This window comes from Pantoea sp. CS_6, from assembly GCF_041954745.1.
GTDB lineage: Bacteria > Pseudomonadota > Gammaproteobacteria > Enterobacterales > Enterobacteriaceae > Pantoea > Pantoea stewartii.
Genome location: NZ_JAVAYG010000001.1, coordinates 364,550 through 391,204, shown reverse-complemented (window position 1 = coordinate 391,204; position 26,655 = coordinate 364,550). Strand labels below are relative to the sequence as shown.

General features: G+C 55.2%; 26 protein-coding genes. 12 read left to right on the top strand and 14 right to left on the bottom strand.

The genetic code is table 11. The features are described from left to right. Nucleotides 1–8: 8 nt before the first annotated feature. Together RAC90_RS01695 and exoX are read left to right on the top strand one after the other, a co-directional pair. Entirely contained in the window at nucleotides 9–239 is a 231-nt protein-coding gene (locus tag RAC90_RS01695) for a DNA polymerase III subunit theta (protein WP_006120290.1), read from the top strand. After that, entirely contained in the window at nucleotides 239–907 is a 669-nt protein-coding gene (gene exoX, locus RAC90_RS01690) for an exodeoxyribonuclease X (RefSeq protein WP_375123871.1), read from the top strand. The genes RAC90_RS01695 and exoX overlap by 1 nt, the downstream gene beginning before the upstream one ends. Here exoX and RAC90_RS01685 read toward each other — a convergent pair. Beyond that, complete coding sequence (locus RAC90_RS01685) at nucleotides 891–2,963, bottom strand: prolyl oligopeptidase family serine peptidase (protein WP_375123870.1); 2,073 nt, start codon at nucleotides 2,961–2,963, stop codon at nucleotides 891–893. The genes exoX and RAC90_RS01685 overlap by 17 nt on opposite strands. 117 nt (nucleotides 2,964–3,080) lie before the next feature. Then, nucleotides 3,081–3,725 carry a tellurite resistance TerB family protein gene (locus RAC90_RS01680; protein WP_033741961.1) on the bottom strand — a complete coding sequence of 215 codons (645 nt, stop codon included), beginning with the start codon at nucleotides 3,723–3,725 and terminating at the stop codon, nucleotides 3,081–3,083. 172 nt (nucleotides 3,726–3,897) lie between these two features. On the opposite strand from RAC90_RS01680, the gene purT reads away from it, so the two are divergent. Beyond that, entirely contained in the window at nucleotides 3,898–5,076 is a 1,179-nt protein-coding gene (purT, locus tag RAC90_RS01675) for a formate-dependent phosphoribosylglycinamide formyltransferase (protein WP_375123928.1), read from the top strand. A gap of 37 nt (nucleotides 5,077–5,113) precedes the next feature. Here the strand turns inward: purT and RAC90_RS01670 are convergent, their stop codons facing one another. Further along, nucleotides 5,114–5,752: a bifunctional 4-hydroxy-2-oxoglutarate aldolase/2-dehydro-3-deoxy-phosphogluconate aldolase gene (locus RAC90_RS01670; RefSeq protein ID WP_375123869.1), complete on the bottom strand. Its 639-nt coding sequence runs from the start codon at nucleotides 5,750–5,752 to the stop codon at nucleotides 5,114–5,116. Nucleotides 5,753–5,941: 189 nt separating this feature from the next. After that, a complete protein-coding gene (gene zwf / locus RAC90_RS01665) occupies nucleotides 5,942–7,417 on the bottom strand; it encodes a glucose-6-phosphate dehydrogenase (protein WP_006120280.1) in 1,476 nt (491 codons plus the stop codon). Between the two features lie 803 nt (nucleotides 7,418–8,220). Here zwf and pyk point away from each other — a divergent pair. Beyond that, a complete protein-coding gene (gene pyk / locus RAC90_RS01660) occupies nucleotides 8,221–9,663 on the top strand; it encodes a pyruvate kinase (protein WP_033741964.1) in 1,443 nt (480 codons plus the stop codon). A gap of 84 nt (nucleotides 9,664–9,747) precedes the next feature. Beyond that, entirely contained in the window at nucleotides 9,748–10,980 is a 1,233-nt protein-coding gene (locus RAC90_RS01655) for an MFS transporter (RefSeq protein ID WP_054633646.1), read from the top strand. A gap of 28 nt (nucleotides 10,981–11,008) precedes the next feature. On the opposite strand, the gene lpxM is transcribed toward RAC90_RS01655, so the two are convergent. From lpxM to znuA, 3 genes are all read right to left on the bottom strand, one after another. Next, nucleotides 11,009–11,983 (bottom strand): lauroyl-Kdo(2)-lipid IV(A) myristoyltransferase, encoded by a 975-nt coding sequence (gene lpxM / locus RAC90_RS01650; RefSeq protein ID WP_375123868.1) that lies wholly within the window; start codon nucleotides 11,981–11,983, stop codon nucleotides 11,009–11,011. Nucleotides 11,984–12,096: 113 nt separating this feature from the next. Continuing rightward, entirely contained in the window at nucleotides 12,097–13,428 is a 1,332-nt protein-coding gene (mepM, locus tag RAC90_RS01645; protein ID WP_033741971.1) for a murein DD-endopeptidase MepM, read from the bottom strand. Nucleotides 13,429–13,442: 14 nt separating this feature from the next. After that, on the bottom strand, nucleotides 13,443–14,390 hold the full coding sequence (znuA, locus tag RAC90_RS01640; RefSeq protein ID WP_039343147.1) for a zinc ABC transporter substrate-binding protein ZnuA: 948 nt from the start codon (nucleotides 14,388–14,390) through the stop codon (nucleotides 13,443–13,445). 77 nt (nucleotides 14,391–14,467) lie between these two features. Between znuA and znuC the strand changes: the two genes are divergently transcribed. Together znuC and znuB are read left to right on the top strand one after the other, a co-directional pair. Continuing rightward, the gene (gene znuC, locus RAC90_RS01635) at nucleotides 14,468–15,223 is read left to right on the top strand and encodes a zinc ABC transporter ATP-binding protein ZnuC (RefSeq protein ID WP_375123867.1); all 756 of its coding nucleotides are present in this window, start codon (nucleotides 14,468–14,470) and stop codon (nucleotides 15,221–15,223) included. Next, nucleotides 15,220–16,005, top strand: a complete 786-nt coding sequence (gene znuB / locus RAC90_RS01630) for a zinc ABC transporter permease subunit ZnuB (protein WP_375123866.1) — start codon at nucleotides 15,220–15,222, stop codon at nucleotides 16,003–16,005. The genes znuC and znuB overlap by 4 nt, the downstream gene beginning before the upstream one ends. On the opposite strand, the gene ruvB is transcribed toward znuB, so the two are convergent. The 6 genes from ruvB to aspS form a co-directional block, all read right to left on the bottom strand. Continuing rightward, a complete protein-coding gene (gene ruvB / locus RAC90_RS01625; protein WP_006120271.1) occupies nucleotides 16,006–17,010 on the bottom strand; it encodes a Holliday junction branch migration DNA helicase RuvB in 1,005 nt (334 codons plus the stop codon). A gap of 8 nt (nucleotides 17,011–17,018) precedes the next feature. Further along, nucleotides 17,019–17,633 carry a Holliday junction branch migration protein RuvA gene (ruvA, locus tag RAC90_RS01620; protein ID WP_006120270.1) on the bottom strand — a complete coding sequence of 205 codons (615 nt, stop codon included), beginning with the start codon at nucleotides 17,631–17,633 and terminating at the stop codon, nucleotides 17,019–17,021. A 96-nt stretch (nucleotides 17,634–17,729) separates the two neighbouring features. Continuing rightward, nucleotides 17,730–18,257, bottom strand: a complete 528-nt coding sequence (ruvC, locus tag RAC90_RS01615) for a crossover junction endodeoxyribonuclease RuvC (RefSeq protein WP_033741979.1) — start codon at nucleotides 18,255–18,257, stop codon at nucleotides 17,730–17,732. Nucleotides 18,258–18,293: 36 nt separating this feature from the next. Beyond that, nucleotides 18,294–19,037: a YebC/PmpR family DNA-binding transcriptional regulator gene (locus tag RAC90_RS01610; protein WP_375123865.1), complete on the bottom strand. Its 744-nt coding sequence runs from the start codon at nucleotides 19,035–19,037 to the stop codon at nucleotides 18,294–18,296. 268 nt (nucleotides 19,038–19,305) lie between these two features. Next, nucleotides 19,306–19,737 (bottom strand): dihydroneopterin triphosphate diphosphatase, encoded by a 432-nt coding sequence (nudB, locus tag RAC90_RS01605; RefSeq protein WP_006120266.1) that lies wholly within the window; start codon nucleotides 19,735–19,737, stop codon nucleotides 19,306–19,308. Beyond that, on the bottom strand, nucleotides 19,737–21,518 hold the full coding sequence (aspS, locus tag RAC90_RS01600; protein WP_375123864.1) for an aspartate--tRNA ligase: 1,782 nt from the start codon (nucleotides 21,516–21,518) through the stop codon (nucleotides 19,737–19,739). Before aspS ends, nudB begins: the two co-directional genes overlap by 1 nt. 220 nt (nucleotides 21,519–21,738) lie before the next feature. Here aspS and RAC90_RS01595 point away from each other — a divergent pair, with 220 nt between their 5' ends. From RAC90_RS01595 to cmoB, 4 genes are all read left to right on the top strand, one after another. Further along, the gene (locus RAC90_RS01595) at nucleotides 21,739–22,560 is read left to right on the top strand and encodes a DUF72 domain-containing protein (protein WP_006120264.1); all 822 of its coding nucleotides are present in this window, start codon (nucleotides 21,739–21,741) and stop codon (nucleotides 22,558–22,560) included. Nucleotides 22,561–22,612: 52 nt separating this feature from the next. Then, nucleotides 22,613–23,008: an MAPEG family protein gene (locus RAC90_RS01590; protein WP_058701780.1), complete on the top strand. Its 396-nt coding sequence runs from the start codon at nucleotides 22,613–22,615 to the stop codon at nucleotides 23,006–23,008. An 80-nt stretch (nucleotides 23,009–23,088) separates the two neighbouring features. Next, nucleotides 23,089–23,817: a carboxy-S-adenosyl-L-methionine synthase CmoA gene (gene cmoA / locus RAC90_RS01585; protein WP_039343163.1), complete on the top strand. Its 729-nt coding sequence runs from the start codon at nucleotides 23,089–23,091 to the stop codon at nucleotides 23,815–23,817. Continuing rightward, the gene (gene cmoB, locus RAC90_RS01580; protein ID WP_375123863.1) at nucleotides 23,814–24,782 is read left to right on the top strand and encodes a tRNA 5-methoxyuridine(34)/uridine 5-oxyacetic acid(34) synthase CmoB; all 969 of its coding nucleotides are present in this window, start codon (nucleotides 23,814–23,816) and stop codon (nucleotides 24,780–24,782) included. Before cmoA ends, cmoB begins: the two co-directional genes overlap by 4 nt. 3 nt (nucleotides 24,783–24,785) lie before the next feature. Here the strand turns inward: cmoB and RAC90_RS01575 are convergent, their stop codons facing one another. After that, entirely contained in the window at nucleotides 24,786–25,409 is a 624-nt protein-coding gene (locus tag RAC90_RS01575) for a LysE family translocator (RefSeq protein ID WP_162285807.1), read from the bottom strand. Nucleotides 25,410–25,555: 146 nt separating this feature from the next. Between RAC90_RS01575 and RAC90_RS01570 the strand changes: the two genes are divergently transcribed. Beyond that, nucleotides 25,556–26,653 carry a glycerol dehydrogenase gene (locus RAC90_RS01570; RefSeq protein ID WP_033741989.1) on the top strand — a complete coding sequence of 366 codons (1,098 nt, stop codon included), beginning with the start codon at nucleotides 25,556–25,558 and terminating at the stop codon, nucleotides 26,651–26,653. The last annotated feature ends 2 nt before the right edge of the window (nucleotides 26,654–26,655 follow it).

Genomic DNA, 26,655 nt, shown 5'->3' with positions numbered 1-26,655 from the left:
AGAATATCATGAGTCATAACCTTGCCTTGCTGTCGCAGGAAGAGAAAGACAAAGTCAACGTTGATCTGGCGGCGGCAGGCGTTGCATTTAAAGAACGCTATAACATGCCTGTGGTGGCTGAAATGGTGGCCAGTGAACAACCCGAAGCCCTGCGCGACTGGTTTCGTCAGCGCTTGATGCACTATCGCCAGGCCTCTCTGAATCTGTCCCGCCTGCCCTACGAGCCTAAACAGAAATAATGTTACGTGTCATTGATACAGAAACCTGCGGGCTGCAAGGCGGCGTTGTCGAAGTGGCATCCGTGGATGTGATTGACGGCCAGATCGTCAATCCTATGAGCGATTTGGTTTCACCCGACCGCCCTATCAGCCGCCAGGCGATGGCCGTTCATCGCATCACTGAAGCGATGGTGATGGGTAAGCCGCCGATTGAAGATGCCATTACGCGCTACCACGGCAGTGCATATTATGTCGCGCACAATGCCAGCTTCGACCGCCGGATGTTGCCTGAGATGGCCGGCGACTGGATCTGCACCATGACGCTGGCACGCCAGCTGTGGACAGGTATCAAATACGGGAATCAGGCGCTGCGGCACAGTCTGAAGCTGGAAGTGACGCCGCCCGCAGATTTACATGCTCACCGCGCACTTTACGACTGCTATGTTACGGCGGCTCTGTTGATCCGCATTATGGACCTGTCTGGCTGGAGCGCCGCTGAAATGAGCCAGCGCTCTCAGCCTGCCGCTCAGCGCGATGACGTACTGCCGTTTGGTAAGTATCGCGGCCAGGCGCTGGCCGTTATTGCCCGCAAAGATCCGGGTTATCTGAAATGGATGCTGGAGAACGTTAAAGATTTGCGCCCGCCATTGCGACAGGCGCTGCGTAAATATCTCAGTCAGCTTCCCTGAGGTCAGGCGGGGGCAGACTCCCCTGGGCCAGTGCAATGATAAAGGTCAGCTCCAGCGCGACGCCTTCGTAGGCTTTATAACGCCCTGACTTGCCCCCATGCCCCGAGTCCATATCGGTACAGAGCAGGAGCAGTGTGTCATCCGTTTTATGTTCTCGCAGTTTTGCGACCCATTTCGCCGGTTCCCAGTACTGCACCTGTGAATCGTGCAGGCCTGTGGTAACCAGCAGATGAGGACAGGGCCGGGCGTCAATATTGTCGTACGGGCTGTACTGACGAATAGCGTGGTAATACTTCGCCTCATTTGGGTTGCCCCATTCGTCATACTCGCCCGTAGTCAGCGGAATTGATTCATCAAGCATGGTGGTTAACACATCGACAAACGGCACCTGCGCAACGACGCCGTGATACAGGGTCGGTGCGAGATTAATGACCGCCCCCATCAGCAGTCCGCCCGCACTGCCGCCCATGGCATAAAGCCGGTCCGGGTGCCCGAACCCCCTTGCCACCAGTTCATGGGTAACGTCAATAAAATCGGTAAAACTGTTCATCTTGTTGAGCAGACGACCGCCGTCATACCACTGTTGCCCCAGCTCACCGCCGCCACGCACATGCACAAGTGCATAGACAAAACCGCGATCCAGCAAACTCAGCCGGCTGACGCTAAAGTCCGCATCCATGCTGCTGCCATAGGCACCATAACCGTAAACCAGCATCGGGTTCTGTCCCTTCTGATAGTACTTGCGGTTATAGACCAGCGAGACCGGCACTTCGGTGCCGTCAGTCACGGTAATCCAGTGATGTTCACTTTTGTACTCATCCGGATTGAAGTCTTTGACGCTGCTCTGCTTTAAAATACGGCGTTCACCCGTGTCCATATCCAGTTCGAACAGCGTGGCAGGCGTGGTCATGGAGGAGTAGCCATAGCGCAGTTTACTGGTGCGTGGCGTGGGGTTGTAAGCCAGCCAGGTTACGTACGTAGGATCGTCAAATGCGATACCGCTGGTTTCGCCCGTGTGCCAGTTCATTTGCCGCAGGCTGGTAAGGCCGCGCTGGCGTTCCTCGACAACCAGCCAGTCACGGAAGAGCTGAAAGTCTTCCATCACCACATGGTCACGCGCGGGGATCACGCTTTCCCAACGCGATTCGTCGAGGTAACGCGTGCGGTACAGGCCAAAATTTTTGCCTTCACGGTTTGAGCGTATAAAAAACGTAAAGTCATAGTGGTCGAGGCTGTACTCGTGATCGCGTCGCCGTGGCAGAAAGACCTGTGGGAGGGCATCCGGCAAATCGGCGTCCAGCAACTGAATTTCACTGGTATTGGTACTGTCCAGTACGATCAGGATGAACTGTTTTGAGGTGGTTTTATGAATGCTGAGGTGAAAGGTATCATCCTTTTCTTCATAAACCAGCTGGTCATCGCTTTGTGGCGTGCCCAGTTCATGCCGCCAGAGCTGGTAAGACAGCAACGTTTGCGGATGCTTGCGCACATAGTAGAGCGTGCGTGAATCATTCGCCCAGGCAAAGCTGGAAGAGGCATCATTCAGCACCTCAGGATACCAGCTCCCGTTTTCCAGATTGCGAAAGCGAATGCCGTACTGGCGGCGGGAAAGGAAATCTTCAGCCAGGGCCATGACCTGATTGTCCGGGCTGATATGCAGCGCGCCCATAGTATAAAAATCACTGTGTGAAGCCCGCTGATTGGCATCCAGCAGCAACGTCCATTCATCAGTTTCCTGATAACTGGCAGGCTGCCGGTAATAGGCGGCATATTCATTACCACTTTCATAACGGCTTTGGTAGCGGTAGCCATTTTTTACGTAGGGAACGGAATGGTCCTGAGGCGGCAGTCGGTCAATGATCTCGTGGAGAATACGGTTTTGTAATGGCTCCTGTGACGCCATGATTTTCTGACCATAGTTGTTCTCAGCACGCAGGTAGTCCAGCACATCGCTGTTTTCGCGTTTGTCATCGCGCAACCAGTAGTAGTTATCGACCCGCGTCTCGCCATGCAGCGACATCTCGTAAGGTATTTTTTTCGCGTCAGGTGCTTTCATATCATCCATCCTGCTGAACATCATCAACATTAAGGGTGGCACTAATGTCTTCAGATGCCAAGTCAGGGATAGTGAGTATGAGCGTGTTCAGGGCCCTGTTACGGGCCCGGACATGGGTTAACTGGCCTTCTGCTGATCAATATCCTGCTGGATACCTTTTCGGACATCCTGCGGAATTTTTAGCGCGTCGCCCAGTGCCGACAGGTAGCTGCGCTCCATAAAATGATCAACATCAATGGCGGCACAGCTGAGAAAATAGAGTTCCAGTGCTTCTTCTTCATTTTTAACATCCGCCGCCAGCCATTCGGGGTCCAGCGGCCGCTGCATGGCCTGCTGGATCAGTTTCTCCGCATCCTGACCATAGCCTGCCTGATGAATGTTCTGCTCAATCGTCGCACGTTCACGGTCATCAATATGCCCGTCGCTTTTGGCGGCAAACACCAAGGCCGTGACCAGTCGTTCTGCGCGCTGATCAACCGGCGTCTGTAACTCACCAAAACCCGGTTCGTCCTGATGGGTTTCACGCACCCGCTGTTTGTATTTGTTCCACAACACCGCGCCCGCTGCTGCCCCGCCGCCGATGATTAAGGCTTTGCCGCCATATTTAGTTAACAGCTTGCGTGATGATTTACTGGCCACCAGCAATCCCGCCAGGCCACCCAGCGCACCGGGGGCCAGCATCTCACTCAGCCCGCCGCCGGATTTGCCGTCACCGCTCTTTTTTGCCAGTACTGATTGAATCTGTTGCAGCCAGTTATTCATTATTTACTCCCGTTACCATCCAGAAACATCATCATTACCAAAAAGATGTCAGGAAACGTCAGAGCAGGAAAAGTAGCGCAAACGAGATGAAATGTGCGCAAGGGGTGAGAACGCAAACGTTTTCGTTTATACTGCGCGCGAATTTTGACTGGTTGACTGCTTAGGTGAAATGATGACGACTCTCGGAACTGCGCTACGCCCTGCTGCCACGCGCGTCATGCTGTTAGGCTCAGGAGAACTGGGCAAAGAAGTCGCGCTGGAATGTCAGCGTCTGGGTGTGGAAGTGATTGCGGTTGACCGCTACGCCAATGCGCCTGCGATGCATGTAGCGCACCGTAGCCATGTGATAAATATGCTGGACGGCGACGCACTGGCCGCCGTTATTGCCCAGGAGAAACCAGACTTCGTGGTGCCTGAGATTGAAGCCATCGCAACAGAGAAACTGCTGGAGCTGGAGCAGCAAGGTCAGCGCGTCGTGCCCACTGCCCGCGCTGCCCGCCTCACCATGAACCGCGAAGGCATTCGTCGTCTGGCCGCAGAGGAGCTGGCACTGCCCACTTCAACCTACCGCTTTGCCGACAGCAAAGAAAATTTTGTCGCTGCCGCCGCCGGGATTGGTTTTCCCTGCATCGTCAAACCCGTTATGAGTTCATCCGGCAAAGGCCAGAGTTTTATTCGCGATGCCAGCCAGCTGGATAAGGCCTGGGATTATGCGCAACAAGGCGGTCGCGCCGGGACGGGACGCGTTATCGTTGAAGGCGTGGTGAAGTTTGATTTTGAAATCACCCTGCTGACCATCAGGGCCGTTGACGGCATTCATTTCTGCGCCCCTATCGGTCATCGCCAGGAAGACGGCGATTACCGTGAGTCATGGCAGCCGCAGCAGATGAGCGACCTGGCGCTACAGCGTGCCCAGCATATCGCGGAAACCGTGGTCAACGCACTGGGTGGCTATGGATTATTTGGTGTGGAGCTGTTTGTGTGCGGCGATGAAGTGGTATTCAGTGAAGTCTCTCCGCGTCCGCACGACACCGGCATGGTGACGCTGATCTCGCAGGATCTGTCAGAATTCGCCCTGCATGTCCGCGCGTTCCTGGGGCTGCCTGTAGGGGCCATTCGCCAGTACGGCCCTTCTGCTTCAGCCGTTATTCTGCCGCAGTTAACCAGCCAGAATGTCCGGTTTGCGAATGTAGAAGCAGCACTGGGGGCGGGTTTGCAGTTGCGCCTGTTTGGCAAGCCCGAAATTGAAGGTCAGCGTCGTTTAGGTGTTGCTCTGGCCTGCGCAGAGACAACGGAAGAGGCTGTTGCGCGCGCGGTAGCCAGTGCGGCTGCCGTCAACGTTCAGGGGTAAGTGAGTGCGGTGAGCCTGCGGGCTCACCGTCTGCCCGTTAGCGGGCCCCCGCGACGGCCTCGCTGGCCAGTTGCGTAATACGCTGCCAGTCCCCTGCTTCCAGCGCCTCGTTCGGCACCAGCCAGGAGCCGCCGATACAAAGTACGCTTTTCAGCGCCAGATAATCACGGTAATTCGCTGGTGAGATACCGCCCGTCGGACAGAAACGCACCTGAGGGAAAGGCCCACCGATGGCCTGTAGCGCTTTTACCCCGCCGTTGGCTTCGGCCGGGAAAAATTTAAACTCTCGCAGACCGTAATCCATGCCGGTCATTAATTCTGACACCGTGCTGATGCCGGGAATAAGCGGAACTGGCCCTTCAACGGCGGCCTTGAGTAAGGACTCGGTGATACCAGGGCTAATTACAAACTGTGCGCCCGCTTCCGTCACTTCCTGGAGCTGCTGTGTGTTCAGCACCGTTCCCGCACCGACAATAGCCTCTGGCACCTGTTTGATAATGGCGCGTAAGGCATCCATCGCCACGGGCGTGCGTAAGGTCACTTCCAGCACCCTGACGCCGCCGGCGACCAGCGCCTGAGCTATGGGAACCGCATGTTCCAGCTTGTTAACCACGATTACCGGCACGACCGGTCCGGTTTTCAGAATCTGTTCTGCACTCGTTTTCCAGTTTTTCATCACTTCCCCTGGTAAATAACATTGTGATCACTGCGCCGAAGCCTTTACAGCGCCAGTCCGGTTAACAGCACGACTACCATACAGGATTCTCCGTTTCACCGTCCATCAACGGATAAAATTTTTAAAACAGCAGTTCATTTTTGAGAGGTGGTGCAAAAAAAAGCCCGCATTATGCGGGCTGGGAAGGGATTATTCGAATTCATTCCAGGAACGACCGTCTCGCGTGATCATCGCGACGGACGCCACCGGTCCCCAGGTGCCGGCCTGATAAGGTTTGGAGGAATCACCATCTGCGGCCCAGGCGTTGATGATGGAGTCAACGTAAGTCCAGGCGGCTTCCACCTCGTCACGGCGCACGAACAGTGCCTGAATGCCGCGCATCGATTCCAGCAGTAAACGCTCGTACGCATCCGCCAGATGAGACTGGTTAAAGGTTTCTGAGTAGCTCAGATCCAGCTTGGTCGTCTGCAGTTTGTGTTTGTGATCCAGACCCGGCACCTTATTCAGGATCTCAATGTCCACCCCTTCATCCGGCTGCAGACGGATGGTCAGTTTGTTCTGCGGTAACTCGGAGTAAGAGTCTTTAAACAGGTTCATCTCCGGGTTTTTGAAGTACACCACGACTTCAGAACACTTGGTCGGCAAACGCTTACCGGTGCGCAGATAGAAGGGCACGCCCGCCCAGCGCCAGTTATCGATATCGACGCGAATGGCCACAAAGGTTTCCGTAGAGCTGGTTTTGTTGGCACCCTCTTCTTCCAGGTAGCCGGGGACTTTTTTGCCCTGCACAAAGCCGGCGGTGTACTGACCCCGCACCGTTTTCTCACGGACATTCGTCTGATCGATAGGACGCAGCGAACGCAGCACTTTCACTTTCTCATCGCGAATGCTGTCGGCACTGAGATCGGAAGGCGGAGACATTGCAATCATGGTCAGCACCTGTAACAGGTGGTTCTGGATCATATCGCGCATCTGTCCGGCTTTATCGAAGTAACCCCAACGGCCTTCAATGCCCACCTCTTCAGCCACGGTAATCTGCACGTGATCGATGGTGCGGTTATCCCAGTTGTTCACGAAGATGGAGTTTGCGAAACGCAGCGCAAGCAGATTCAGAACCGTTTCTTTCCCCAGATAGTGGTCAATACGGAACACCTGACTCTCATCGAAATACTCGCCTACGCTGTCGTTGATTTCTTTTGACGTTTCCAGCGACGTGCCGAGCGGTTTTTCCATCACCACGCGCGCCGGTTTCGCATTGAGCTTGGCCATGCCGAGGCCCTGACAAATGGCCCCGAAGGTGCTGGGCGGCATGGCGAAATAGTTAATCGTGGTGCGGTTTTTCTGATCCAGCATCTTACCCAGTCTTGGGAAATGCGAAGTATCGTTGACATCAAGGTTACAGAAATCGAGACGGTTACTGAGCTTATCCCAGAGCGCTTCGTCAATCTTTTCCTTCATGAAGGTTTCTAACGCCTCACGCACCACTTTGGTGTATTCAGCTTTATCCCACTCTGCACGGCCAACGCCGATAATCCGGGTTTCTTCATGAATCTGACCCGCTTTCTCTAACTGATACAGCGAGGGCAACAGTTTACGACGGGCGAGATCGCCTTTGGCGCCGAAAATTACCAGATCGCATGCCTGGGCTATTTGTGTTACCGCCATTTTCCTCTCCTCGTTGCAGGATAGTCCCGGTGGCGATGCATCCTGAGCACCGGGTCCATGTTGTTATTTACTTTCAGCACAATGTACTTTTTTCCCCAGGCCAGGTAAACCAGCCCGCGGCGTCACCCTACTTACTCTGCGCGTAATTCGCGTCTGTGGTAGGTTGACCCGTGCGCTTTCGCTTATTTTTCTGTGTCAAAAATTGTCTGGCTGCAGCCAGTGCGACGCTGATTATGGCAAAAAAAGGGCCAGCCGACTTATCAGACCTTGCCCCGCGGCTGATTCTACAGGGTCACCCCGGCAGCATTGTCTTTCTTCTCAGCATTTATCCATTCTAACAGATATTTACTCCCTATCCGGTCGGGATAATGCGCCGATGCAACACTTGCCGCTTTACACTTTTCGCTGTTTACACCGGTTTCGTGGGCCAAACAACAGACGATGCCTTCCCCACCGGCAAACGAACGACCGCAACAGCCTGGTCTGTTAAGCGCGGCCCGGCTGTAACTACGATACAGATGAACGGGCTGTTCAGCCTGCCGCGTTGTGACACGCAGAATGGCTGCGTCACTTGCGTCTGGTCAATTAAGCTGGCGCTAGCGTCGAAGGGGGGATGACTTCCTCGGTGAGTCTCAGTATTGTATCTGACAAAAGCGCCTTTACTGGACGTCTTCCGGGCGCAGTGCCACAGTTCTGACACACTCGAATGTATAATAATACCTCTGTGTGGTAATCAGTATCTGACGGGCTAATACCTTAAAAAGTAACGATTCAGCTCAGTTCCAAAATTCAAAGGAATCTCTATGTCCCGACGTTTAAGAAGAACCAAGATCGTAACCACTCTCGGCCCAGCCACTGACCGCGACAACAATCTCGAAAAAATCATTGCTGCTGGTGCCAACGTTGTGCGTCTTAACTTTTCACACGGTACGCCCGAAGATCACCAGATGCGTGCCGATAAAGTGCGTCAGATTGCGGCAAAACTCGGTCGACATGTGGCCATTCTGGGCGATTTGCAAGGCCCTAAAATTCGTGTCTCCACCTTTAAAGAAGGTAAAGTCTTCCTGAACGTGGGCGACCGGTTCCTGCTTGATGCGGCGCTGGGCAAAGGCGAAGGCGATAAAGAACGCGTCGGCATTGACTATAAAGGTCTGCCCGAGGATGTGGTACCCGGCGATATCCTGCTGCTGGATGATGGTCGCGTCCAGCTGAAGGTGCTGGAGGTTCAGGGCGTCAAAGTGTTTACCGAAGTAACAGTAGGTGGCCCACTTTCTAACAATAAAGGCATCAACAAACTGGGCGGAGGCCTGTCGGCTGAAGCCCTGACGGAGAAAGACAAAGCCGATATTATCACGGCCGCCAAAATCAACGTGGACTATCTGGCGGTGTCCTTCCCGCGTTGTGGTGAGGATATGCACTATGCCCGCCGTCTGGCGCGCGATGCGGGCTGTGACGCGTTAATGGTCGCGAAAGTAGAACGTGCCGAAGCGGTCGCCTCGCAGGAAGCCATGGATGACATCATTCTGGCCTCTGACGTGGTGATGGTTGCCCGTGGCGACCTGGGCGTGGAAATTGGCGATCCGGAACTGGTCGGGATTCAGAAAGCCCTTATACGCCGTGCGCGCCAGTTGAACCGTACCATCATCACCGCGACACAGATGATGGAATCAATGATCACCAATCCTATGCCGACGCGCGCTGAAGTCATGGACGTCGCCAACGCCGTGCTGGACGGCACCGATGCGGTAATGCTGTCAGCCGAAACCGCTGCCGGTCAGTATCCGGCGGAGACCGTTGCCGCCATGGCAAAAGTCTGTCTGGGTGCAGAGAAAATCCCAAGCGTGAATGTCTCTAAACACCGTCTGGATGTGCAGTTCGATAATATCGAAGAAGCGATCGCCATGTCAGCCATGTACACGGCGAACCACCTGCAGGGCGTGACCGCCATTATTACCATGACGGAATCCGGTCGTACGCCATTGATGACCTCACGTATCACATCAGGTTTGCCGATCTTTGCCATGTCGCGCCACGAACGTACGCTGAATATCACCGCGCTGTATCGCGGCGTGACGCCCGTGTTTTTCGACAGCGATAACGAAGGCGTGGCCACCGCCCATGACGCCGTTAATCTGCTGCGTGACAAAGGCTTCCTCGTCTCCGGTGATTTAGTAGTCGTCACGCAAGGGGATGTGATGGGGGCAACCGGCACGACTAACACCGGCCGGGTGCTGCGCGTCGATTAATACCGCTTTTCATACACATCTGTATTACCATTTAAACGCGGCTGCCTTGCAGTCGCGTTTTTTGTTTTTTCATAAGGAGGCCAGATGGCCCGTTATCAACCCATCCGCCAGTTGACCGGACGCGTGATGCTGTTTCCGCTGGCGATGGTGCTTTATGAGTTCGCCACCTATATTGCTCACGATATGATCCAACCCGGCATGTTGCTGGTCACCGCCGAATTCGACGTAGGCGATCAGTGGGTTTCCACCTCTCTGACGGCCTATTTGCTGGGTGGCGTGGTTTTACAATGGCTGCTTGGCCCGTTGTCCGATAAATATGGCCGCAGGCCCGTGCTACTGTCCGGCATTCTGTTTTTTGCTGCCGCCTGTATTCTGACCACCTGGGTCAGTGACATTGAGCAGTTCGTCAGTCTGCGTTTCCTGCAGGGAATTAGCCTGTGTTTTATTGGTGCGGTCGGCTATGCAGCCATTCAGGAAGCGTTCGAGGAAGCACTGGCCGTGCGCATTATGGCACTGATGGCGAATGTCGCCCTGCTGGCACCGCTCGCCGGGCCTCTGGCCGGCGCCGCCTGGCTCACGGTCGGAAGCTGGCGCAGTATGTTCTGGCTGTTTGCCGCCTGCAGCGCCGTGGCGTTTATCGTACTCTGGCGGGTCATGCCTGAAACCGCCGGCGATCGTCACCAGTCCATTGCGCTGCCGGTGCTGGCGCGCAATTATGGCCGACTGATAAAAGATCGTCAGGTGATGTTTGGGTCCTTTGCCATCGGACTGGTTTTCATTCCCATTCTGACCTGGGTAGCCCTGTCCCCGGTCATCCTGATGCGTGATGAAGGACTTTCACGAATGGAGTACGCCCTGCTCCAGCTGCCGGTATTTATGGCAATGATTGCCGGTAACCTGACCCTGAGCAAACTGGTTGGCCGGATGCCGATTGAGCAACCCGTGAAATTTGCCGCCTGGCCCATATTACTCGGGTTAAGCCTTGCTTTATTTGCCACGCTGATAAACACACACAGCTATTTGTTGATTACCGCAGGATTAAGCCTGTACGCGTTCGGCGGCGGGATGGTGAATGCCGGACTTTACCGGCTGACGCTCTATGCCAGCGATGAAGGTAAAGGCAGCGTCGCGGCCATGCTGGGCATGATCAGCATTTTGACACTGGCTGCCGGCATTGAGCTGGCGAAGCACTTCTATTTTAGCGGTGGGGTGATCTGGTTTAGCCTGATCAACTTTATCAGTGGTGTCCTGTGGTTTGGCCTGGTGCTGATGTTTCTGCGGGAACGCAGGCGTCACGCCAAAGTAACGCCCGTCTAAATCATAAAGGCCGCCATGCGGCCTTTCTTTATTTACGAGGATAAAGCTCGTCTCGCGAGTAGGGTTCGACATCACCCGCTTTTCGGGTTTTAAGCAGTTTCAGTATCCAGGTATATTGTTCCGGATGCGGACGCACAAACACTTCTACCTCTTCATTCATCCGCCGCGCCAGTTGACGGTCATCCGCTTCGAGTAAGTCATCCATCGGCGGACGAACGTAAATTTCCAGCTTATGCCTTTCTCCGTTATACACCGGAAACAGCGGCACGACGCGGGCGCGACAGACTTTCATCAACCGGCCAACGGCGGGTAAGGTAGCTTTGTAAGTGGCAAAGAAGTCGACAAACTCACTGTGTTCCGGCCCGTGATCCTGGTCAGGCAGATAATAGCCCCAGTAGCCCTGACGGACCGAACTGATAAACGGCTTAATGCCATCGTTGCGCGCATGCATACGGCCACCAAAACGACGGCGGACACGGTTCCAGACATAGTCCACCAGCGGATCGCTCTGGTTATGGAACATCGCGGCCATCATCTGTCCCTCTGAGGCCAGCAGCATGGCCGGAATGTCCACAGCCCAGCCATGCGGCACCAGAAAAATCACGTTCTGCTTGTCGGCCTGCAGTTGATCAATAATTTCCCGACCGTGCCACTCAACCCGCTGGCGGATATGTGCCGGATCGCGCATACCCAGCTCGGCCATCATGGCCATGGCTTGCGGTGCGGTGGCAAACATCTGATCGACAATCGCGTCACGCTGAGATTCGCTTAATTCAGGCAGGCAGTAATAGAGATTGATGAGCGCACGGCGACGCGCGCCCTTCGCCAGCTTACCAGCAAACTTGCCGAGCCCTCCCAGAAGCGGATCGCGCACGCGAGGCGGCATCAATGCAATACCCGCCAGCGCGCCAATGGCCAGCCAGCTGCCCCAGTATTTTGGCTTTAAAAAAGAACGTTCAAAAACGGGAATAAATTCAATGTTATTTTTTTTACGGGTTTCCATGCACTCGCCTCAATCAATGACGGGCTAATGATAGTGGCGACGAGTAAATTTGCAATCATCCTGCGCCAGAGATAAAAAAGTCGACGGCCATGCCGTCGACGTTATCAAAGTATTTACTTCATCCCCAACTGCGGTAACCAGCCTTTGACCTGAGCAAGATACTGCGAACGATCTTTGCCCGTCAGACCTTCCATGCGCGGCAGTTTGGCCGTCAGGGGATTAACAGCCTGATTATTAATCCAGATCTCAAAATGCAGATGCGGTCCGGTTGAACGGCCGGTATTGCCGGAGAGCGCAATGCGATCGCCACGCTTTACCTTTTGCCCCGGTTTCACCAGCACTTTTTTGAGGTGCATGTAACGCGTCATATACTGACGGCCGTGACGGATGGCCACATAGTTACCGGCGGCACCGCCGTTTTTGGCCACCACGACTTCGCCATCGCCCACAGCCAGCACAGGCGTACCAACCGGCAGCGCGAAATCGACACCTTTGTGCGGTGCAATTCGGCCCGTCACCGGATTAAGACGGCGCGGATTAAAGTTCGACGAGACACGGTACTGTTTCACGGTGGGGAAACGCATAAAGCCCCGCGCCAGGCCCGCACCGCTGCGGTCGTAATATTTGCCGTCTTCGGCCCGGAACGCGTAATAATCTTTGCCGCCGCTGCGCAAACGCACACCCAGTAGCTGGCTTTGCGCGCTCTTGCCTTCCAGCATTTCGCGCGACATCAGCACGCTGAATTTATCGCCCGCGCGTAACTTACGAAAATCCATCTGCCACTGCATGGCTTTGATCACGCTGCTGGCCTCTGCACTGCTTAAACCGGCACGCATAGCGCTGGCGGCAAAGCTGCCGCGGACTTCGCCCTGAATCACACTGTTGCGCCATTCACCCTTTTGCATCTGCGACTGCATGCTAAAGCCACCTTTATCGGTGCGCGTATAGGTGCGGGTTTCACGACGCGAGATTTCCCAGGTAAAGGTATCCAGTGCGCCGGCATCATTGAGCGTCCAGCTGAGCTGCTGACCGACCTGCAAATTACGCAGATCTTTATCGCTGGCCACCAGCGCATTAATGTCGCTCATGTCGATGCCATACTGGTTCAGTGCGCTGCTGAGCGTGTCGCCTGAGGAGACGGTGTAATCGTGCGTGCCTGCCGTATCGGCGACATCCTGATCGACGTCGTCTGAAGGCAGTTCTTCATCGGGTTCGGGCGTGGTTTGATCGATAGGTTCACTGGCTTCAGGAAGCAGTGTGCGAAACTCGTTTTTGTCTAACTCAATGGCTTTGACGATGGGCGTAACATCATCATTCGGATGGTAAACATAAGGCCGCCAGACTGCGACGGCCAGAGTAACAACGGTTAACGATCCCAGCATAACGCGGTGGGGGCGCGGCAAATTATTAAATGCGAGGGCGACAGAGCGGGCTATCTGCTGCACGTTAAACTATTCCTCTATGCTCCTTTCAGGCAGGTCTCATACTGGCTCGACAGCTGTGAGAGGAATTTCACATAGCTGTCTTTTCCTAAGCTGATGTCTGTGCCCAGTGGATCGAGCGTGCCTTTACGCACCTGCGTTCCACGGGCAACAGCATCGATGACCGCCGGCCTGAATTGTGGCTCAGCAAAGACGCAAACGGCCTTTTTCTCAACCAACTGTGTTCGAATTTGATGTAAGCGCTGTGCACCCGGTTGAATTTCTGGGTTAACGGTAAAATGCCCGGTGGGCGAGAGACCGTAGTGTTTTTCAAAGTACGTGTAAGCGTCGTGAAAAACGAAATACCCTTTATCTTTAACGGGGGCAAGCTGTGAGATAATGCGCTTATCTGTGTCCGCTAATTCTGCCTCAAAATGCTGCAGGTTGGCGTCAAGTTTGGCTTTATCCTGCGGCATAAGTTCCAATAATTTTTCATGGATTGCAACCGCGGTTTTTTGCGCGATTTCGGGTGACATCCACAAGTGCATGTTAAACTCACCGTGATGATGATGATGCTCTGCATCATGATCGTGCTCTGCTGCCTCATGGTCATCGTGATCATCGTCTTCACCGCCCCGCAGCAACATCGTTTTTACGCCGGGAATTTGTACTATCTCAAGATTCTTTTTTTCTGGCAGGGCGGCGGCTGATTTGGTCATAAACGCTTCCATTTCTGGTCCCACCCAGACCACTAAGTCCGCGTTTTGTAAGCGTTTTACATCAGACGGGCGCAGGGCATAATCATGTTCGGATGCGCCATCAGGCAGCAAGACCTCCACCGGTGTTACCCCGTCCGCAATCGCAGAGGCAATGAAGCCAACAGGCTTAATGGAGGCCACTACATTGGCATGAGCGGGCAAAGCAACGGCGGTAGCAAAAGCAAGCGCAGCCAGGGTAAAACCCACCCCTTTTTTATTATGTAACATAATGCGTCATTCCTTCGTCATCAACAGATTGGATGTGATATTATAACATTCGAAATTCTGCGCAACCTGTAAATCTTATGCCATCACTTGTCACACTTGAAAATGTCTCCATCCAGTTTGCTCAACGCACCGTCCTGTCTGGCGTGAGCCTGGCGCTTCATCCTGGTAAAATTTTGACGCTGCTGGGTCCCAATGGCGCGGGTAAATCGACGCTGGTGCGCGTGGTACTCGGCCTGCTCGCGCCCTCATCCGGTCAGGTGCATCGCAGTGCGAACCTGCGTATTGGTTATGTGCCTCAGAAACTGCACATCGATCCGACGTTACCGGTTACCGTCGAGCGTTTTATGCGTTTGTCACGTGGCGCACGTCATCAGGACATTCTGCCTGCGCTCAAACGCGTTCAGGCCGGTCACCTGCTGACCTCTCCCCTGCAGAAACTGTCCGGTGGCGAAATGCAGCGCGTCCTGCTTGCGCGTGCGCTGCTTAATCAGCCACAGTTGCTGGTGCTGGATGAGCCGACACAGGGCGTGGACGTCAATGGTCAGGTCGCGCTCTATGATTTGATTAACCAGCTTCGTCATGAGCTGAACTGTGCGGTATTGATGGTCTCTCATGATTTGCATCTGGTCATGGCCAAGACAGACGAAGTGCTGTGCCTCAATCATCATATCTGCTGTTCCGGCACGCCCGAGGCTGTCTCTAAGCATCCGGAATTTATTGCCATGTTTGGGCCACGCGGCGCACAGGAACTGGCTATCTATCGTCATCACCATAATCATCGTCACGACTTAAAGGGACGTATCGTACTTCGCAAGGGACCGGGTCCACTATGATTGAATTATTGCTACCAGGCTGGCTGGGCGGCGTCATGCTGGCGCTGGCCGCCGGTCCTCTGGGTTCGTTTGTCGTCTGGCGCAAGATGTCTTACTTTGGCGACACACTGGCCCATGCCTCACTGCTTGGCGTTGCGTTTGGTTTAATGCTGGATGTAAATCCTTATTATGCCGTGATTCTGGTCACGGTTTGTCTGGCGCTGGGGCTGGTCTGGCTGGAACGCCGCCCGCATCTGGCCATTGATACCTTGCTGGGCATTATGGCGCATAGTGCGCTGTCACTGGGACTGGTGGTCGTCAGCCTGATGTCGAATGTGCGGGTCGATTTGATGGCCTACCTGTTCGGCGATTTGCTGGCGGTCACCCCTGCCGATCTCGGGGCAATGGCTGCAGGCGTAGGTTGTGTTTTAGCGGTCATGGCCTGGCAGTGGCGCCCGTTGCTGTCGATGACCATCAGCCCCGAACTGGCGCAGGTCGATGGCGTGAATATTCAACGCACCCGGTTAATCCTGATGCTGGTGACCGCGCTGACTATTGGCGTGGCGATGAAATTTGTCGGGGCGCTGATCATCACCTCGCTGCTGATTATCCCGGCTGCGACGGCGCGACGCTTTGCACGTTCACCGGAAATGATGGCCGCGATTGCGGTGCTGATGGGGGTAATGGCAGTGACCGGCGGGTTAACCTTTTCGGCGTTCTATGACACACCTGCGGGGCCGTCTGTGGTGCTGTGCGCAGCCATACTGTTTATCGTCAGTATGGTGCGCAAACCGGCGCTGTGATTACGCCTCTTTGGTGATACCGAAATGACGGTAAGCATGCTGCGTGGCCATCCGGCCGCGCGGTGTGCGTTGAATAAAGCCCTGCTGAATCAGGAAGGGCTCGATGACATCTTCGATCGTTTCCCGCTCTTCACCAATCGCCGCCGCAAGGTTATCCAGACCCACCGGCCCGCCGGTGAATTTATCAATAATCGCCAGCAGCAGTTTACGATCCATATAGTCGAAACCTTCGCTGTCAACGTTAAGCATGTCCAGCGCGGTCACTGAGACTTCGCCGCTTAAGTTACCGTTTGCCCGCACTTCTGCAAAATCACGCACCCGGCGTAACAGTCGGTTAGCAATACGCGGCGTGCCGCGAGAGCGACGGGCGATTTCAAGGGCCCCCTCCTCGCTCAGCGCCAGGCCCAAGCAAGCGGCACTGCGCCCGACGATATGCTGCAAATCTTTCACCTGATAGAATTCCAGCCGCTGCACGATACCAAAACGATCGCGCAGGGGCGACGTCAGTGAGCCCGCGCGCGTAGTGGCACCAATCAGCGTAAACGGCGGCAGATCAAGCTTAATCGAGCGCGCTGCCGGACCTTCGCCAATCATGATATCCAGCTGATAGTCTTCCATCGCCGGATACAGCACTTCTTCAACGACCGGTGACAGGCGGTGAATCTCATCAATAAACAGCACATCATGTGGCTCAAGGTTGGTCAGCATCGCCGCCAAATCGCCCGCTTTCTCCAGCACCGGACCGGAGGTGGTGCGCAGATTGACGCCCATCTCATTAGCCACAATGTTCGCCAGGGTGGTTTTTCCCAGCCCGGGTGGGCCAAAAATCAGCAAATGATCCAGCGCATCGCCACGCAGTTGGGCCGCTTTGATAAAAATTTCCATTTGCTCCCGCACCTGCGGCTGGCCGACATACTCGGTCAGCATCTTAGGCCGGATGGCGCGGTCGAGGCTCTCTTCTTCGCTAACGCTGGCGGCGGAGATCAGGCGATCGGCTTCAATCATGAATTACCTCAAATAGCGGCGCGGAGCGCTTCGCGAATTAATGTTTCACAATCCGCGTCAGGGCGACCCACTTTGCTGATCATGCGGCTCGCTTCCTGCGGTTTATAACCCAGGGACACCAGCGCTGCAACCGCTTCCGCTTCGGCGTCGTTGGTTTCGGGTTCCGGGCCCGGCGTGGTCAGCGTAAAGGCCGAGTCACCGCCAAACAGATCGCCATGCATCCCTTTAAAGCGATCCTTCATCTCGACAACCAGACGCTCGGCGGTTTTCTTGCCCACACCCGGCAGTTTGACCAGCGCGGCAATCTCTTCTTTTTCCACCGCCGTGACAAACTGCTGAGCGGACATGCCCGACAGAATAGCGAGCGCCAGTTTCGGCCCAACGCCGTTGACTTTTATCAGTTCACGAAACAGGGCACGTTCCTGTTTGCTGTTAAAGCCGAACAGCAGTTGCGCGTCTTCACGAACCACAAATTGCGTAAAGATTATCGCTTCGTGATTAAGCTCAGGCAGTTCATAAAAACAGGTCATTGGCATATGGACTTCATAACCAACGCCATGCGCCTCTAGCAGGACCAGCGGTGGCTGCTTTTCCAGAATGGTTCCCCGTAAACGACCTATCACCTGATGCCTTCCTTATTCAACGTATGTGGCGGAATTTATACCATAAAAAAGGCTGGATGAATATCCAGCCTGACGGGCATATTGCGGGGATTGCCGTTAGCGCTGCCGCAGCCGGCCGCGGGTCAGCACCAGCGTGTTCTCACTCATGCGCGCGGCATTCTGTGCAACATGGCAGTGCGTAATCGCGATAGCCAGCGCATCGGCGGCATCAGCCTGCGGACTGGCTGCAAGCTTCAGTAAGGATTTGACCATATGCTGAACCTGACTTTTTTCTGCCCCGCCGGTTCCAACAACCGTCTGCTTCACCTGACGTGCGGCATATTCGAACACCGGCAGGTCATGGTTTACCGCCGCGACGATGGCGGCACCGCGCGCCTGGCCAAGCTTCAGCGCCGAGTCGGCGTTCTTCGCCATAAACACCTGCTCGATGGCGAAAAAATCAGGCGAAAACTGCGTGATAATTTCGCAAACGCCAGCATAGATCAGCTTCAGGCGCGCCGGCAATTCTGTCGTATTGGTGCGGATACAGCCGCTGCCCAGATAGGTGAGCTGACGGCCGGTCTGACGAATCACCCCGTAACCGGTGACGCGTGAACCGGGGTCAATCCCCAGGATAATAGACATGACGCGTCTCCAGCCAGCGATGAAAGCGGTACAGCATTACAGCGTTTCCGCCACCTCATCGGAGATCTCACCGTTGTGATAAACCTCCTGCACGTCGTCGCAGTCTTCCAGCATATCGATCAGACGCAGCAGTTTCGGTGCGGTTTCCGCATCCATTTCCGCTTTGGTTGACGGAATCATCGCAATTTCCGCCGTATCCGCTTTCAGACCGGCGGCTTCCAGCGCATCGCGAACAGTGCCCATCTCTTCCCAGGCGGTGAAGACATCGATAGCGCCATCATCATACGCCACCACGTCCTCTGCACCGGCTTCCAGCGCGGCTTCCATCACCGCATCTTCATCCTGGCCTGGCGCGTAAGAAATCACGCCTTTTTTGCTGAACAGGTAAGACACGGAGCCATCGGTTCCCAGGTTGCCGCCGGTTTTGGTGAACGCATGACGCACTTCACCCACCGTACGGTTTCGGTTATCACTCAGACACTCGATCATGATGGCCGATCCCCCCGGACCGTAACCTTCATAGATGATGGTTTCCATGTTGGAATCATCTTCGCCGCCCACACCGCGTGCAATCGCACGGTTCATGGTATCGCGTGTCATGTTATTAGACAGCGCTTTGTCCATGGCAGCACGTAAACGTGGGTTAGAACCGGGATCGCCCCCACCCAGTTTCGCGGCGGTCACCAGCTCGCGAATGATTTTGGTAAAGATTTTACCGCGCTTGGCATCCTGAGCAGCCTTGCGGTGCTTGGTATTCGCCCATTTACTATGTCCAGCCATCTTGCATATTCTCCGATCTTAACAATCGCACGGGCTATCTGACTTACGATCCGCCTCCCGACAGTGCCTGCCATCCTCACGTCGTTATAAACGTTCCGGTTGCGCTGCACTGACAGTCGCGGCTTCGCGATACCGATGATGCCCGACTCTTCAATTTTAACGGCGCCGGTTTATCACCGGCGCCCGGTTTAGGGAACGAAGGATGAGCTTCGTCGAATTCGCGAAATTTAACGTCACTGCCGCCTGAAAAACGCGTTACGGCAGGCATTCAGATAAATTCCTCAATCGCCTGGCGGTTACTCCAGGACTTGGTCAGGGCAGCAGCAGCGGCGGGCTCAAGCCAGCGCGCGGCAAGATGCTCGGTGAGCAGCAGGTCGCGCTCTGCGGGTAACGCCAGCCTGAACCAGTGTTCACGGTTATGCGTAATGCCCGGTGCGTAACGGTGGCGATAGTGCGGGAAAATTTCAAACTCGATCTGTTTGTGACAGTCTTCCAGCACTAACTTTTCGTCCGCAATGTTGATGGACAGCTCCTCTGACACCTCACGCTCGGCCGCCTGGCGCGGGGTTTCCCCGACTTCCAGGCTGCCTGTGACCGACTGCCAGAAGCTGGCATCATCACGTCGCTGCAGCATTAACACCCGGCCAGTATCTTGCGCAAAAATCACCACCAGCACCGATACCGGATGTTTATTGCCCATTACTTGTTCTCTGACTTTTCTTTCTTCGGCGCCACCAGAATGCCCAGATCCAGCAACGCGGCAGGATTGGCTTCGCTCGGTGCTTCGGTCATCATGCACGCGGCGGCGGTGGTTTTCGGGAATGCGATAACATCGCGAATGTTATCGGTGCCGGTCAGCAGCATCGTCAGGCGATCCAGACCAAACGCCAGGCCCGCGTGCGGTGGTGTACCGTATTTCAGCGCGTCAAGCAGGAAGCCAAACTTCAGGCGCTGCTCCTCTTCGGTGATCCCGAGGATACTGAACACCGTCTGCTGCATTTTGCTGTTGTGAATACGCACGGAACCGCCGCCCACTTCGTAGCCGTTAATCACCATGTCGTAGGCATTTGCCACCGCCTGAACCGGATCGCTGGCCAGCGCCTCTGCGGTCATGTCTTTCGGTGAAGTGAACGGATGGTGCATCGCAGCCAGACCGCCCTCTTCATCATCCTCAAACATCGGGAAGTCGATTACCCACAGCGGTGCCCAGGCGTTTTCGTCGGTGATCCGCAAATCGCGGCCGACTTTCAGGCGCAGCGCACCCAGCGCATCCGCCACGACTTTCGCGCGATCGGCACCGAAGAAGATCAGGTCGCCATCCTGTGCGCCCGTGCGGTTCAGTATCGCTTCCACGATGTCGGCACTGAGGAACTTGGCCACCGGACTCTGCACGCCCTCGAAGCCGTTGGCACGTTCGTTAATCTTCATCCACGCCAGCCCTTTGGCCCCGTAGATTTCAACAAACTTGCCGTATTCGTCGATTTGCTTACGCGTCACCGCCGCACCGCCGGGCACGCGCAGCGCAGCTACGCGGCCTTTCGGGTCATTTGCGGGACCCGCAAAGACCTGGAATTCGACGCTTTTCAGCAGATCGCCTACGTCCACCAGCTCCATCGGGTTGCGCAGGTCAGGCTTGTCCGAACCAAAGCGATGCATGGCTTCGGCAAAGGTCATCTGTGGAAACGCCCCCAGATCCACCCCTTTGATGTCCATCCACAGCTCACGAATCAGACGCTCCATCTTCTCACGCACCTGTTCGGCGGTCATGAAGGAGGTTTCAACGTCGATCTGGGTAAACTCTGGCTGACGATCAGCACGCAGGTCTTCATCACGGAAGCACTTAACGATCTGATAATAGCGGTCGAAGCCGGACATCATCAGCAGCTGCTTGAACAACTGCGGTGACTGCGGCAGCGCATAGAACTTCCCTTTGTGCACACGGCTGGGCACCAGATAGTCGCGCGCGCCTTCTGGCGTTGCTTTAGTCAGCATCGGCGTTTCAATATCCAGAAAGCCTTCGTTATCCATAAAGCGACGCACAAAGCTGGTGATTTTCGCACGGGTTTTCAAACGCTGCGCCATCTCCGGACGACGCAGGTCCAGATAGCGATACGTCAGACGCGCTTCTTCGCTGTTGGTCTGATTAGAATCCAGCGGCAGAGGGTCAGCACGGTTGATGATGGTCAGCGCGTGGGCGAACACTTCCACGTCGCCGGTCGCCATGTCGCTGTTTCGGTTCTTTTCGTCACGGGCACGGACGGTACCGGTGATCTGGATACAGAATTCGTTACGCAGTTCAGATGCCAGCTGGAACGCTTCTTGATGATCGGCATCGAAAAACACCTGGGCGATGCCTTCACGGTCGCGCATATCGATAAAGATCAGGCTTCCCAGATCGCGACGGCGATTGACCCAGCCGCAAAGCGTAACTTGCTGACCCACATGAGACAGATTGAGCTGTCCACAATACTCTGTACGCATAACACTATCCTTTTAACTTCGCCGCTGCAGCAGACAGCACCAGGCCGCGTAACCTTATCAGGTGCTGTCGCAAAAAAGGCCGCTATTATAATGGAAAAAGGCTGACAGGATAAGTGGAGCCACGCTAAAGCACGGCATTTCCTGTTCCCTTTTCACCGGGTTGCGTCAATATACTGCCTTACAGGATAATTACCATCACACTCAACGACAGGAGTCAGGCGTGACACTTCGTATCGGTTTGCCGCAATGGCACCACGCACACTGGAAACGCTGGGGAATTGAAACCCTGGCGGACTACGCGCGTTATTTCCAGACCGTTGAGGGCAATACCACGCTGTATGCACTGCCGGATCCCGAAACCGTGTTGCGCTGGCGGGATATGACGCACGATCAGTTTCGCTTCTGTTTTAAATTCCCCAGCACAATCAGCCATCAGGCAGCACTGCAAAACACCGATGACTTACTGACCGACTTTTTTCGCCTGATGCATCCGCTTGCCGATCGCATCGGTCAGTACTGGCTCCAGTTGCCTGCCAGCTTTTCTCCCGCCCAACTCAGCGATCTGTGGCGTTTTCTGGATAGTCTGCCTGCCTCTTTTTCCTATGGCGTGGAAGTGCGGCATGCCGCTTTTTTCGCGAAAGGTGAGGCTGAGCGCGCGCTGAATCGTGGCCTGCTCCAGCGCGGCGTCAATCGTGTGGTGCTGGACAGCCGTCCGGTTCACGCCTCAACGTCACAAAGCGCGGCGGCGCTGCACGCCCGCCAGCAAAAACCGCGCGTCCCGCCGCATGCGCTGTTAACAGGACCGCGCCCGATGATCCGCTTTGTCGGCAGCGATAGTCTTGAAGAAAGCCTGCCGCTGTTTCGCATCTGGCTGACGAAACTGGCTGAATGGCATACGCAAAGTGAACCGCTGGTCTTCATTCACACGCCCGACATGGGCCAGGTCTTTCCGCTGGTGCAGGCCTTGTGGCCTGAACTGCAAAAAATTGATGCCAGCATCGGTCCCGGGCCGGACTGGCCGCAACAGGATTCGCTATTCTGATAGCGACCGGCAGCATCACACCTCTGGCAAAAGTAAAAATAAGGAATCAATAATGATAAGCGCGTTATATGTGGTGATCGGGGCCTTACTGATCATGAAATTTACCCTGAATGTTGTGCGCTTACGGCGACAGCATCATGTGGCTTATGGCGATGGCGGTCATCACGATTTACACATGGCCATCCGGATTCACGGCAATGCCATTGAAACGATCCCGCTGGGGTTATTATTGCTGATTGTGCTGGAGATGAACGGCGCGAATATCTGGATGGTGCACCTGACCGGCATCCTGTTTTTCATTGGCCGGGTGTTGCATGCACAGGGCCTGCGCAGCGATGTCATGAGCAAACGCAAATATGGCATGATGCTGACGTTATTCTCGCTGTCCGGTATGGTAATTTTTAACCTGATTTACCTGCCCTGGCCACTCTTGCTCAGCTTGCGTTAATGTTAACGGCGTAAAGGGTGCAGGCCGCGGCAGTTTCTGCCAGAATAGCGCCCTTTCCGCCGTCTCTTCGGATTTTCGTTATGTCTGATCGCGATCAACTCTTTTCTGCGCCCATTGAAAAACTGGGCGACTGGACGTTTGACGAGCGCGTGGCTGAAGTGTTTCCCGACATGATTCAGCGCTCAGTGCCGGGCTATTCCAACATCATTTCGATGATTGGCATGCTGGCAGAACGTTTCGTCCAGCCCAACAGCCAGGTATTTGACCTGGGCTGTTCACTAGGCGCTGCCACGCTCTCAGTGCGCCGCAATATTCACGTGCCCGGCTGTCAGATTATTGCTGTGGATAATTCGCCGGCCATGGTGGAGCGCTGCCGCCGTCATATCGACGCGTTTCGGGCGGCTACGCCGGTTACGGTCGTCGAAGCGGATATCTGCGATATCGCCATTGAGAACGCCTCACTGGTGGTGCTCAATTTCACCCTGCAGTTTCTTGAACCGCCAGCCCGCCTGACGTTGCTGACCAAAATCTGGCAGGGGCTGAATCCCGGCGGCGCGTTGGTGCTCTCTGAGAAGTTCAGCTTTGAAGATCGTGACGTCGGTGAACTGTTGTTCAACATGCATCATGACTTTAAGCGCGCCAACGGCTACAGCGAACTGGAAATCAGCCAGAAACGCAGCATGCTGGAAAATGTGATGCTCACCGATAGCGTAGAAACGCACAAGGCGCGCCTGAAACAGGCCGGCTTTTCTCATGCTGAGCTGTGGTTTCAGTGTTTTAATTTTGGTTCGTTGGTGGCATTAAAATGATCGACTTTGGCCGTTTTTATCAGCAAATCGCCGTGGGTCCCCTGGCAAAATGGCTGGAGGTGCTGCCTGCGCAAATCAGCGAGTGGCAGCGTGAAAATCTGCACGGGCACTTCCGTGACTGGTACAAGTCGCTGGAATATTTACCCCAGCTGGAACCTCAGCGGCTGGACCTGCTGCACAGCGTCAGCGTCGATCGGGACGATATCAGCGATCGGCACCGTCAGGGCATTGAGAAACTGCTGCGTAATCTGATGCCCTGGCGCAAAGGCCCCTATTCGCTTTACGGCACCGAAATTAATACGGAATGGCGCTCAGACTGGAAATGGGATCGCGTGCTGCCACACATCTCCTCGTTAGCCGGACGCACTGTACTGGATGTGGGCTGTGGCAGTGGCTACCATATGTGGCGCATGATCGGGGCAGGCGCGCACCTTGTGGTCGGTATCGATCCCATGCAGCTGTTTCTGTGCCAGTTCGAAGCCGTCCGCAAGCTGTTAAATGACGACCGCCGCGCCCACCTGCTGCCGCTCGGCATCGAACAGCTGCCGGTGCTTCAGGCGTTCGATACCGTGTTTTCCATGGGCGTGCTTTATCACCGCCGTTCGCCGCTGGATCATCTGATGCAGCTGAAAAATCAGTTAGTGAGCGGCGGCGAACTGGTCCTGGAAACGCTGGTGATTGAAGGCGATGTGAATCAGGTGCTGGTGCCGGGCGAACGCTATGCTCAGATGCGCAACGTCTACTTTATCCCCTCCGCCGAGGCGCTGAAAAGCTGGCTGGAGAAATGCGGCTTTGTCGATGTGCGCATTGTGGACTTTGCCGTAACGACCACAGATGAACAGCGCCGGACCGACTGGATGACCAGCGAATCGCTGGCGGAATTCCTTGATCCTGCGGACAGCAGCAAAACCGTTGAAGGTTATCCCGCACCGCTGCGTGCGGTGCTGGTCGCCACCAAGCCGTAATGCTCAGCGGCGAGACAGCGCCAGTTTCGCCGCGAAGCCAATAAAGACGCAGCCCGTCAAACGATCCATGATTGTCAACACGCGTGGCTTCCTGATCTGTGCCGCAAAATAGTGACTGCTGACAATCAGCACGCTGCTCCAGATCAATCCAGTCACCATATGTGTCAGGGCCATCAGGGTGCACCAGACCGGGACCGAGCCGCCCTGAGGGATAAACTGCGGTAAAAATGTTACGTAGAAAACGCCCACTTTAGGATTCAACAGATTCCCCAGTAACCCACGCAGAAAGCAGGCCAGATGCGTTTGCTGCGACGGCGTTTCGGCGGGCAGCGCTGCATTCTGGCGACGCGGATGCCACAGTAACCTGACGCCCAGCCAGAGCAGATAGGCTGCGCCAGCCCACTTCAGCAGGTTATACGCCGTTTCCGATGCCAGCAGCAGCGCCCCCAGCCCCAGCCCGACCGCAATGCCCCACGACAGACAGCCCGTCGCCACGCCCAGCGCGGTCGCACTGGCTCGTCGCCAGCCCTGTGCCGCCGCCGATCGCAAAATTAATGCCGTATCGAACCCCGGCGTCAGGGTCAAAATGATGATCGCAAACAGAAAAGAGAGGAATGAAGTCGTCACAGGCGTACTCCTGATTAGAAGTGCTTAACAATAACAAGCGTTTTTCACGCTGTACAGACAGCCAGGCGTGATTAACTGCTACGCTTTTTAGTGGCGTTATTAGCGGGCCGGTAACGGTCTCAATTGAAAAACCAGGAGCTACGATCATGAGTAAATTTATTTTCTCTTCGCCTCGCAAATATGTACAGGGTGCGGGCGTGCTCGATGAACTGGGAGAGTATGTCACGGAATTGGGCAATCACGCTTTCGTGGTGGCTGACGATGTCGTCTGGGGGCTGATTGGTGAGCGGGCGCAGTCTACGCTGGAAAAAGCAGGCATTACCCTCAGCCGTCAGCAGTTCAATGGCGAAGCCTCCAGTAATGAAATTACCCGGTTAAGTCAGCATGCGCAGCAGCAGGGCTGTAACGTGGTGATTGGTTTGGGTGGCGGCAAAACGCTGGATACGGTAAAAGCCGTGGCCGATGAACTCAAACAGCCGGTAGTGATTGTGCCCACCATTGCCTCAACCGATGCGCCCTGTAGCGCGCTGTCTGTTATCTATTCCGACAGTGGCGTTTTTGAAAGCTACCGTTTCTACAGTAAAAATCCCGATCTGGTGTTAATTGATACCGCCGTGTGCGCCGCCGCGCCCGCCCGCCTGTTCGCGTCCGGCATCGCCGATGGTCTGGCGACCTGGGTGGAAGCCCAGGCGGTGGCCCGTAGCCATGCGAAATCGATGGTCAATGGCGATCCGACTATTGCCGGTCTTGCCATTGCCCGGGCCTGTGAAGAGACGCTGCTGACGTGGGGCTACAGTGCCTATATCGCCGTCTCGGAAAAACGCGTCACGCCAGCGGTAGAAGCGGTAGTGGAAGCCAATACATTGCTGTCCGGTTTAGGCTTTGAGAACGCCGGTCTGGCAGGTGCGCACGCGATTCATAACGGATTCACCGCAATTGACGGCGATATCCACCATCTTACTCACGGTGAAAAAGTGGCCTACGGTACGTTAACTCAGATGGTGCTTGAGCAGCGTCCCGATGAAGAAATTGCCCGCTACATCCGCTTCTACCGTTCGATCAATATGCCGACCACGTTAAAAGAGATGCATCTGGACGGGGTGAGCTGGGAAGATCTGGTAAAAATCGGCGCGCTGGCGAACAGCGAGGGCGATACGCTGAAAAACCTCAATCCTAACCTGGCACCGGAACAGATCGCCCATGCGCTACTGGGCCTGGATGCGTTCAGTAAAACGGTAAAATAGTG